The following is a 10352-nucleotide window of genomic DNA, read 5'->3' as shown; positions in this document are numbered from 1 at the left end:
CGTCAGGGACGGTGTAATGGGTTCCCGCAGTACGAATCTGCGTACCAAGGTCGTTGCTCTGCTCGTCTCGCTCGTCGCGCTCTGGGGCTTCACGGCCTGGGTAACCGTCCGGGACGGGGTCAACCTGCTCGGTGTGCAGACCCTCGACAGCAAGGTCGCCGGTCCCCTCGAACCGCTGCTTATCCAACTTCAGGTGGAGCGCCGGTTGTCGTCGGCGTACCTGGGTCGCCCCGACGAAGCCCAACGCGCCGCCCTGGTGGAGACACGTGCGCGCACCGACCAGTTCGGGGTGGAGTTCCAGAAGTCCGTCGAGAGCTGGCAGGTGGGCGCGCTCGGCAGCGACGCCCTCGACCAGCGGATGAAGGCTCTCACCTCCGGGCTGAGTGACCTGGGCAAGATCCGTACGGCGGTCGACGAGCGGAGCATCGACCGGGCCGAGACCCTCGCCACCTTCACCGGGGTCATCGAGTCGGTCTTCCGGGTCTACGACGCGCTCGGCAACCTCGACGACGACCAGGTCGCCGAGGACACCGCCGCACTGATCGACCTCAACCGGTCTCGGGAGTTGCTGTCCCAGGAGGACGCGCTGCTGGCCGGCGTGCTCGCCGCCGGACGGATCACCCCGGCCGAGCGGGCGGAGTTCACCAGGTTCGTCGGCGCCCGACAGTTCATCGCCGCCTCGGCACTGGTCCGACTCCCCGCCGCCGATCAGCGTCGCTACGAGGCGATCTCGACAGGTGCCACCTTCGGCCGGCTGACCGCCCTCGAAAACCAGCTCATGGAGGGCAGTGGCGCCGGCCGGCCGACGGTCACCGCGACGGAGTGGAGCGACACCACCGGCCCCGCGCTGACCGAGATCAGTGGCGTCGTACTCGCCGGCGGTGACGGGGTCGTCGACCGGGCCACCCCGGTCGCGGTCGGCGTCATCGTCCGCCTGGCGTTGGCCACCGGTCTCGGTCTGCTCGCCGTCATCGCGTCGATCATCGTGTCCATCACCACCGCCCGCGCCCTGGTGCGGCAACTGGAACGGCTGCGCGAAGCCGCCTTCCGCCTCGCCAACGAGCGGCTGCCCGGCGTGGTCGAGCGGCTCGGTCGCGGCGAAGAGGTCGACGTGGCCGCCGAGGCGCCACCCCTGGAATTCGGCACCGACGAGATCGGCCAGGTCGGCAAGGCCTTCAACGCGGTCCAGGAGACCGCGATCCGCACCGCCGTCGAGCAGGCCGACCTGCGGCGCAACGTCCGCGAGGTCTTCCTCAGCCTGGCCCGACGTACCCAGGCGTTGGTGCACCGCCAGCTCACCCTGCTCGACGCGATGGAGCGGCGCGAGCACGACGCCGAGGAGCTGGAGGACCTGTTCCGGGTCGACCACCTGGCCACCCGGATGCGGCGCAACGCGGAAAACCTGATCGTGCTCTCCGGCTCCACCCCCGGCCGCGCGTGGCGGCGCAACGTGCCGATGGTCGACGTGGTGCGCGGCGCGGTCGCCGAGGTGGAGGACTACACGCGCGTCAACGTGTTGCCACTCGGGCCGGTCTCGCTGGCCGGCCGCGCGGTCGGCGACATCATCCACCTGCTCGCCGAGCTGATCGAGAACGGCCTGTCGTTCTCGCCACCGCACACCACTGTGGAGGTGCGCGGGCAGCTGGTGGCCAACGGGTTCGCCCTGGAGATCGAGGACCGGGGCCTCGGCATGAGCGAGGAGGACCTGGCCGCGGCGAACCACCGCATCGTCGACCAGTCCGAGCTGAACCTCGCAAACGCCGCCCGGCTCGGGCTCTACGTGGTGAGCCGGCTGACCGAGCGGCACGGCGTACGGGTCCGGCTCAAGGAATCGGCGTACGGCGGCACCACGGCTGTCGTGCTGATTCCGCGGGAGCTGGTCGCCGAGACCGGCGCCGGCTCGGAGGACTCCGGCGAACTGCGGACCGGCACCTCGGCCATCGCGCTGCCGTCGACGGCGAGCGGCACCGCCGCGCTCGACGCCGACAAGCGCAGCCGTCCGGCCATCCTCGCGCCGGTCGCGCTTGCCGCCGCGCCGCAGGTGCCGGGCACGGCGGCACCTGGCCCGGATCCGGTGGCGCAGGCGCCGCTGGCCGCGGAGAGCACCCCGACGCAGCAGGCCGACGGGGATGTCGCGGAGGCCGGCCTGCCCACCCGACAGCGAACGACGTCGGCCTCTCCGGATCTGCCGATCCGTGCCCGACGTGGTCTGGGACAACCCGCCCTGGAGGCTCCCACGGTGCCCACCGGCCTACCCGCGGTCGACACGTTCCGGCGGACGGACAGCGCCGTCGAGCCCGCCGACAGTGCCCAGCACGCAGACAGCGCCGTCGAGCCCGGTCTCGACGGCGGACCGGCGCCTGCCGGAGCCGAGGCCGACCGGACCAACTCGGGCCTACCGGTCCGGGTTCGGCAGGCGAACATCGTCCCCGAACTGCGCGACGACCCAGCGACCAGCGAGACCGACGACGATGACGTGGTACGTCCGCCGGAGCAGGTGCGCCGCATGATGAGCTCCTACCAGACGGGCACCCGGCGAGGTCGGACGGACGCCGCGCGACTGCTCGGCGGTGCGCCCGGTGCTCCGCCGACGGAAGCGTCCGAGCCTACTGACGAGGACCCCACCGCTACCTGACCGTCCGCCGCGGACGCGGTCTTCGCACGAAGTGACGGTCAGCCCGAGACGAGTACGGCGCATGAGCCGGGCGAGAAGAGGACGACGAAGTGGCGCAGAAGACGGCTTCGAGTGCCGACCTGACGTGGTTGCTTGATGACCTGGTGGGCCGGGTGAAGCAGGCCGAGCACGCGGTCGCGCTCTCCACTGACGGTCTGTTGATGGCCTCCTCCCAGGGGCTGAGCCGGGACGACGGTGAGCACCTCGCCGCGATGGCAGCCGGCATCCAGAGCCTGGCCCGGGGCGCCGGTAAGCGCTTCGGTGGGGGGCAGGTGCAGCAGACGATCATCGAGATGCAGTCGTCGTTCCTGTTCGTCACAGCGGCCGGCCGCAACGCCTGCCTGGCGGTGTTGGCAAGCGAGGACGCCGATGTCGGACTGATCGCCTACGAGATGGCGATGCTTGTCACCCGCGTCGGCAAGTACGTCGCGTCGCCGTCGCGCACCGAGCAGCCGGCCGGCGAGAGGTAGCGGTGATGACGGTCCAGGGAGAGTCCGCAGAACATCAGTGGGTGGATGACCATGCGGGTCCGGTGGTGCGCCCGTACGCGGTGACCCGCGGGCGGGCCCGACCGGTCACCGGCACGTTCGACCTGATCTCCCTGGTCACCGCGACCCGAGCCGAGGTGACGCCGGAGGTTGGTCTCGGTCCGGAGCACCTGGCGATCGTCGGGCTGTGCCAACGCATACAGTCCGTCGCCGAGATCGCTGCCCATCTCGACCTGCCGGTGGGCACCATCAGGGTGCTCCTCGGTGACCTGGCGGCTCGCAGCCTGGTGCAGGTCCGCGAGCCGCAGACCACGGCCGGCCTTCCCGACAACAGCATCTTCGAGGCGGTAATCAATGGACTACGGGCACTCTGACCGGCCGGCGGGAGCGACCCCACTGCCCACCGCGATCAAGATCCTGGTCGCTGGCGGCTTCGGCGTGGGCAAGACGACCATGGTCGGTGCGGTCAGCGAGACCCGGCCCTTGCGCACCGAGGAGGTGCTGACGGAGTCGGGGGTCGGCATCGACGACCTGTCCGGGGTGGAGGGTAAGACCACCACCACCGTGGCCATGGACTTCGGCCGGATCACCATCAGCGACGACCTGGTGCTGTACCTGTTTGGTACGCCCGGCCAGGACCGGTTCTGGTTCGTCTGGGACGAGTTGGCGTTGGGTGCCATCGGTGCGGTGGTGCTTGCCGACACCCGCCGCCTCGCCGACTGCTTCCCGTCGATCGACTACTTCGAGGGCCGGGGCACGCCGTTCGTGGTCGCGGTGAACTGCTTCGAGGGGTCCCGCAAGTATCGGCTCGACGAGGTGCAGGCCGCGCTGAACCTGGACCCGGGGGTGCCGGTGCTGCTCTGCGACGCCCGGCAGCGCGAGTCCAGCAAGGAGGTGCTCGTCACGCTGATGGAGCACGCCATGAAGACCCGCGAGGCCCGCCGCCGCGCCGCCAACGGAGACTGACGCAGAATTTTTCGGGGGAGGTGTCCGGAACGCTGTCCGCCGATCGTCATGCTGGCGACACCCCGAGAAAACAGGGAGCGACCAGATGAAGTTCATGATGTTCGTGTGCAGCGACTCCGAGCCGGACACCGACCCCACCGAGCTGCCGGACATCCACAAGTGGGTGGCCGAGAACGACTCTCGCGGCCGTCGCCTGACCGGCGACGTGCTGGCACCGACCACCGCGGCCACCACCGTCCGGGTACGCGACGGTGAGCTGCTCGTCTCCGAGGGGCCGTTCGCGGAGACCACCGAGGTGATCGTGGGCTTCGACCTGCTCGACTGTGCCGACCTCGACGAGGCGATCGAGGTGGCCCGGGCCCACCCGATGGCCCGCGAGGGGCGTCTGGAGTTGCGCCCGCTCGCGGACCTGCCCGACTGACCGCGTTGTCCACCTCGCAGCGCCGGCCGATGCGTACCCGGGCTTCGGCCGGCGCGGCGGCGGAGGCCGTCGCCGCCGCGAGCGGCGAGGCGTACCCCCGGATCGTCGCGACCCTGATCCGGGTGACCGGGGACTGGTCGCTTGCCGAGGACTGCGCGCAGGAGGCCCTCGCCGTCGCGCTGGAGCGCTGGCCCGGCGACGGTGTGCCGACCAACCCGGGCGGCTGGCTGATGACGGTGGCCCGTAACCGGGCGCTCGACGTGCTGCGGCGGGCCACCGTGGAGCGCCGCAAGCTGCACGACCTGGCGCTGCTCACGCCGCCCGACGCGCAGCCCGAGCCCGAGGTGGGGGAGGACGTGGTCGACGACCGGCTGCGGCTCATCTTCACCTGCTGTCACCCGGCGCTCGCGATGGAGGCCCGGGTGGCGCTGACGCTGCGTACCGTCTGCGGGGTGCCGACCGGCGACATCGCCCGGCTCCTGCTGGTCAGCGAGTCGACGATGACCCGCCGGCTGACCCGGGCCCGGACCCGCATCGCGCAGGCCGGCATCCCGTACCGGGTGCCGACCGGGCCGGCGCTCACCGAGCGGCTGCCCGGTGTCCTCGCCGTGCTGTACCTGCTGTTCACCCGCGGCTATGTCGCCGACGGCGAGCCGGCCTTCGCCGCCGAGGCGGTCCGGCTGGCCCGGCTGCTCGACCGGTTGATGCCCGAGCAGTCCGAGGTAGCCGCGTTGCTGGCGCTGTTCCTGTTCCAGCACTCCCGCCGGGACGCCCGCCGCGACGCCGCCGGCACCCTGCTCACCCTGCACCGGCAGGACCGCTCGCGGTGGGACCGCGCCGGCATCGCCGAGGGCCTGGCCGCCCTCGATCGGGTACGCCACGACGGTCCGTACGCCTGGCAGGCCCGGATCGCCGCCTGCCACGCCACCGCCGCGTCGGTCGACGACACGGATTGGCAGGCGATCGCGGCAGCTTACGACGCGCTTGCCGACATCCGGTCCTCACCGGTGATCGCACTCAACCGCGCTGTCGCGCACGGGTACGCACACGGGCCGGCCGCCGGGTTGCTGCTGCTCGACGCGGCGCGTGCCGGGGGCGGGCTGGACGGCCACCCGCTCGCCGTGGCGGTGGAGGCCGATCTGGTGGCCCGCCAGGGTGACCGACCGCGCGCCGCCGCGCTGTTCCGACAGGCGGCGGCAACCGTCGCCGCTGCCGCCGAGCGCCGCGCGTTGCTGGACCGGGCGGCCGAACTCGCCAGCTGAGGCGGGACGCTGGGCGGCGGGGAGAGATCAGCCGCGCTTGACCGTCGCCAGGAACCGGGTCCAGGCGGTCGGGTCGAAGGTCAGCGCCGGGCCGGTTCGGTCCTTGGAGTCACGTACGCCGATCACGCCGGCAAGGTTGTCGGCCACCTCGACGCAGTCGCCGCCGTTGTTGCCACTCTTGCTGCTCTTACGCCACCGAGCGCCGGTCAGGTCCATGATGCTGCCGCTTCTCTGAGGAGGTTGAGGGACTGCGCCCGTGACAGGGCTCCGTCGCGAATGCGTTCCCACCGTCGGTCCAGGGTAGCAATGTCGGCGGTCTTGTCGATGAGCTGTGATTGCGCCTGGCTGTCGACGTGGGCGACCCGTCCCCCGTCCGGCATCTCGGCGATGGTGAACGGCCCACCGAGTCCGGGATACATGCCGGTCTCGGCGGGCACCACGAACAGCGACACGTTGGGCAGCGTGGCCTGCTCGGCCAGCCGCTCGCACTGCTCCCGCATCATGGCCCGGTCGCCATCGAGGGTGCGCCGGAGGATTCTCTCGTCGAGGACCGCGACGAGCAGCGGTGGGCGCTCCCGCCGTAGGACGGCCTGCCGGCTCAACCGTGCCTCGGCGAGCCCGTCGGCCTCGGCCGCTGTCAACGCCTCGCCGACCAGCGTCGCCAGCGCGTACGCCTTCGTCTGCAGAAGGCCCGGTATCCACGCGAGCTGAAATGACCGTAGCGACAGCGCCTCGCGCTCGATCTCGGCCCAGGGCCGGAACCAGGCCGGCGTGCGCCGCTTCATCGCGTCCGGCCACAGCTCCTCGACGTCCCGACCCAGCAACTCGGCGACCCGCGCGCGATGACGAGTCTGCGGAATTCGGTCCCGGCTCGCCCACTTCGCCGCCGTCTTCGGATCGACACCAATCTCAGCAGCGAGACTGTCCGCCGTGTAGCCCTTCTCGACCATCGCGGCCTGCACGGCTCGATTCATCTCCAGGCCCTCCAGAACGTTCCAAACGTCAGGAGGCAATACTTCTACGCGGTGTGATTGCTTGGCAACTCTCGGCAGGGTGTGGTGTGGACAGCGTCGAGGAGGAGCGCAGCATGTGCGAGGACAAGCCCCGGAAACACCAGAAGCCCACCATCGGCCGGTCTCCGGCCAGGCCGAACCTGCCGCGCCCAGGCACGCGCCGCCCGAACGAGCTGCTCGGTCCGGCACACCACGGGCCCGGTCGCGCCGCGAATGTCGTACCCGAAGCACGCTGGCGCCCCCGGTGTGGCCCGCCGGTCGCGCACACCGCCGACGGCCCACTCTGGACCTGCGACGCCTGCGGTCAGGACTGGCCCTGCCCGACACTGCGGGCCACCCCGACGGACGCCGTCCGTCGGGCCACCCTGATCCCCGAGTTCTCCCGGATCACCCGCCGGGCGATCCGCGACCTGCGCGGTCAGCCGGGTGGCCCCGACCCGGTAGCCATCGTTCGCCGTTTCCTCTGGTTCCTGCCGCTGACCGACGAGGAGGCCCGTGCTGTCGCGCTGCGGCTGCGCTGAGCCGAGGTGGACGGGGCGCGCCGCCCTGACCGCACGCCTTCCTCGGCGTGAACGGCGAAGGCCGCCCCCGCCGAAGCGGGAGCGGCCTTCAACGATCGGTACGCGATCAGTTGGCGATCATGCGGCGCAGCACGTACTGCAGGATGCCGCCGTGCCGGTAGTAGTCCGCCTCACCCGGGGTGTCGATCCGCACCACGGCGTCGAACTCCACACCGGTGTCGGTGCTGACCTGCACGGTGCGCGGGGTCTCCCCGTCGTTGAGCGCTGTCACCCCGGTGATGGTGAACGTCTCGGTGCCGGTGAGGCCGAGCGACTCGGCGGTGACGTCCACCGGGAACTGCAACGGCAGCACGCCCATGCCGATCAGGTTGGAGCGGTGGATCCGCTCGTACGACTCGGCGATGACCGCCCGGACACCCAGCAGCATGGTGCCCTTGGCCGCCCAGTCCCGCGACGAGCCGGAACCGTACTCCTTGCCGGCCAGCACGACCAGCGGGATGCCGGCCTCCTGGTAGGCGACGGAGGCGTCGTAGATCGAGGTCTGCTCGCCGGTGAGGTGGTTGACGGTGAAGCCGCCCTCCACCCCGGGCACCAGCTGGTTACGCAGCCGGATGTTGGCGAACGTGCCCCGGATCATCACCTCGTGGTTGCCGCGGCGGGAGCCGTACGAGTTGAACTCGTGGCGCGGCACGCCGTGCTCGGCGAGGTACGTGCCGGCCGGGGAGTCGGCCTTGATCGCACCGGCCGGCGAGATGTGGTCGGTGGTCACCGAGTCACCCAGCTTGGCCAGCACCCGGGCGTCGGCGATGTCCACGACCGGGCTCGGCTCCTGCTGCATGCCCTCGAAGTACGGGGGCTTACGCACGTAGGTGGAGTCGTTCTCCCAGGCGAAGGTGTCACCCGTCGGGGTGGGCAGCGACTGCCACCGCTCGTCACCGGCGAAGACGTCGGCGTACGCGGCACTGAACCCGGTCGCGCCGATCGCCTGGGCGATGACGTCCTGGATCTCGGCGCTGTTCGGCCAGATCTCCCGCAGGAAGACCGGGTTGCCCTCGCTGTCCTCACCGATCGGCTCGTTGGCCAGGTCGATGTCCATCGTGCCGGCCAGGGCGTAGGCGACCACCAGCGGCGGAGACGCCAGGTAGTTCATCTTGACGTCCGGGTTGATCCGGCCCTCGAAGTTCCGGTTGCCCGACAGCACCGAGACCACCGACAGGTCGTGCTCGTTGACCGCTGCGGACACCTCCTCGGGCAGCGGGCCCGAGTTGCCGATGCACGTGGTGCAGCCGTAGCCGACCAGGTTGAAGCCGAGCTTGTCCAGATACGGCGTGAGACCGGCCCGCTCGTAGTAGTCCATGACGACCTTCGAGCCGGGCGCCAGGGTGGTCTTGACCCACGGCTTGCGGGTCAGGCCCTTGTCGACGGCGTTGCGGGCCAGCAGCGCCGCACCGATCATCACCTGCGGGTTGGACGTGTTGGTGCAGGAGGTGATCGCGGCGATCACCACGGCACCGTGGTCCAGCTCGTACTCGACTCCGTCGCTGCCGGTCACCCGGACCGGGTTGCTGGCCCGACCGCCGCTGCCGACAGCAGCCGTCTCCAGGTCGCGCGGCTCGTCGGCCGGGTCGCTGAACTCGTTGGCCGGCGGGTCGCTGGCCGGGAAGGACTCGGCGCTCGCCTCGTCGGCGGGGCCGTTGGCGCCCACCGGCAGCTGCTCGCGGGCCACGCCCGGCTTGAGGTCACGCTCGCCGGCCGAGTCGTCGGCGACGTAGTCGGTCAGCGCCGAGCGGAACAGCGTCTTCGCGGCACCCAGTGGCACCCGGTCCTGCGGGCGCTTCGGGCCGGCGAGGGACGGCTCGATGCTGCCGAGGTCCAGCTCCAGGCGCTCCGAGTACTCCGGCTCCGCCTCCGGGTCGTGCCAGAGGCCCTGCTCCTTGGCGTACGCCTCGACCAGCGCGACCTGCGCGGCGTCGCGGCCGGTCAGCTCCAGGTAGCGGATCGTCTCCGCGTCGATCGGGAAGATCGCCACGGTGGAGCCGTACTCGGGGGACATGTTGCCGATGGTGGCCCGGTTGGCCAGCGGCACGGCGCTCACGCCGGGGCCGTAGAACTCCACGAACTTGCCGACCACACCGTGCTTGCGCAGCATCTCGGTGATGGTCAGCACCAGGTCGGTGGCGGTGGTGCCGGCCGGCATCTCGCCGGAGAGCTTGAAGCCCACCACGCGGGGGATCAGCATGCTGACCGGCTGGCCGAGCATCGCGGCCTCGGCCTCGATGCCGCCGACGCCCCAGCCCAGCACGCCCAGACCGTTGACCATAGTGGTGTGCGAGTCGGTGCCGACCACGGTGTCCGGGTACGCCTGGCCGTTGCGCTCCATGATCGTGCGGGCCAGGTACTCGATGTTCACCTGGTGCACGATGCCGGTGCCCGGCGGGACGACCTTGAACTCGTTGAACGCGGTCTGGCCCCAGCGCAGGAACTGGTAGCGCTCCTTGTTGCGCTCGTACTCCAGCTCGACGTTGCGGGCGAACGCGTCCTCGCGGCCGAACAGGTCGGCGATCACCGAGTGGTCGATGACCAGCTCGGCCGGGGCGAGGGGGTTGACCTTGGTGGCGTCGCCGCCCAGGTCGCGTACGGCCTCGCGCATGGTGGCCAGGTCGACCACGCAGGGCACACCGGTGAAGTCCTGCATGAGGACCCGCGCCGGGGTGAACTGGATCTCCACGCTCGGGGCGGCGGTGGAGTCCCACCCGCCGAGCTGGCGGATGTGGTCGGCGGTGATGTTCGCGCCGTCCTCGGTCCGCAGCAGGTTCTCCAGCAGGATCTTCAGGCTGTACGGCAGCCGAGCGTGGCCGTCCACCTTGTCGATCTTGAAAATCTCGTAGCTCGCGTCTCCGACGCGTAGCTGGGTCTTCGCACCGAAGGTGTCGAGGCTCGCCACGTTCTACTCCTTCACACCAGCGACCGTGAGTAGTCCTGAGCAGTCTGTCGCACCGGTCGGGGT

10 protein-coding genes are annotated in these 10352 nt (G+C 70.8%); 7 read left to right on the top strand and 3 right to left on the bottom strand.

Translation table 11 applies throughout. The features are described from left to right. The first annotated feature begins 16 nt into the window (after positions 1-16). From AB0B85_RS18915 to AB0B85_RS18890, 6 genes are all read left to right on the top strand, one after another. Positions 17-2635, top strand: a complete 2619-nt coding sequence (locus AB0B85_RS18915; RefSeq protein ID WP_357408911.1) for a nitrate- and nitrite sensing domain-containing protein — start codon at positions 17-19, stop codon at positions 2633-2635. Between the two features lie 89 nt (positions 2636-2724). Continuing rightward, positions 2725-3144, top strand: a complete 420-nt coding sequence (locus AB0B85_RS18910) for a roadblock/LC7 domain-containing protein (protein ID WP_355032793.1) — start codon at positions 2725-2727, stop codon at positions 3142-3144. Between the two features lie 5 nt (positions 3145-3149). Further along, a complete protein-coding gene (locus AB0B85_RS18905) occupies positions 3150-3536 on the top strand; it encodes a DUF742 domain-containing protein (RefSeq protein WP_030491536.1) in 387 nt (128 codons plus the stop codon). Then, complete coding sequence (locus AB0B85_RS18900) at positions 3517-4128, top strand: ATP/GTP-binding protein (RefSeq protein ID WP_357408908.1); 612 nt, start codon at positions 3517-3519, stop codon at positions 4126-4128. Before AB0B85_RS18905 ends, AB0B85_RS18900 begins: the two co-directional genes overlap by 20 nt. A gap of 85 nt (positions 4129-4213) precedes the next feature. After that, positions 4214-4549 (top strand): YciI family protein, encoded by a 336-nt coding sequence (locus tag AB0B85_RS18895; RefSeq protein ID WP_357408906.1) that lies wholly within the window; start codon positions 4214-4216, stop codon positions 4547-4549. Positions 4550-4578: 29 nt separating this feature from the next. Further along, positions 4579-5811 carry a sigma-70 family RNA polymerase sigma factor gene (locus AB0B85_RS18890; protein WP_357408904.1) on the top strand — a complete coding sequence of 411 codons (1233 nt, stop codon included), beginning with the start codon at positions 4579-4581 and terminating at the stop codon, positions 5809-5811. A 27-nt stretch (positions 5812-5838) separates the two neighbouring features. On the opposite strand, the gene AB0B85_RS18885 is transcribed toward AB0B85_RS18890, so the two are convergent. Then, on the bottom strand, positions 5839-6027 hold the full coding sequence (locus tag AB0B85_RS18885) for a DUF397 domain-containing protein (protein WP_357408902.1): 189 nt from the start codon (positions 6025-6027) through the stop codon (positions 5839-5841). After that, the gene (locus AB0B85_RS18880; protein WP_357408900.1) at positions 6018-6785 is read right to left on the bottom strand and encodes a helix-turn-helix transcriptional regulator; all 768 of its coding nucleotides are present in this window, start codon (positions 6783-6785) and stop codon (positions 6018-6020) included. Before AB0B85_RS18880 ends, AB0B85_RS18885 begins: the two co-directional genes overlap by 10 nt. Before the next feature lie 86 nt (positions 6786-6871). Here AB0B85_RS18880 and AB0B85_RS18875 point away from each other — a divergent pair, with 86 nt between their 5' ends. Then, on the top strand, positions 6872-7345 hold the full coding sequence (locus AB0B85_RS18875) for a hypothetical protein (RefSeq protein ID WP_357408898.1): 474 nt from the start codon (positions 6872-6874) through the stop codon (positions 7343-7345). Positions 7346-7451: 106 nt separating this feature from the next. Here AB0B85_RS18875 and AB0B85_RS18870 read toward each other — a convergent pair whose 3' ends face one another. Further along, on the bottom strand, positions 7452-10289 hold the full coding sequence (locus AB0B85_RS18870) for an aconitate hydratase (RefSeq protein WP_357408896.1): 2838 nt from the start codon (positions 10287-10289) through the stop codon (positions 7452-7454). Positions 10290-10352: the final 63 nt, after the last annotated feature.

It is taken from the genome of Micromonospora sp. NPDC049044, assembly GCF_040649215.1.
Taxonomy (GTDB): Bacteria; Actinomycetota; Actinomycetes; order Mycobacteriales; family Micromonosporaceae; genus Micromonospora.
The sequence above is the reverse complement of the archived record's forward strand: the minus strand, read 5'-3'. Positions and strand labels throughout refer to the sequence as shown.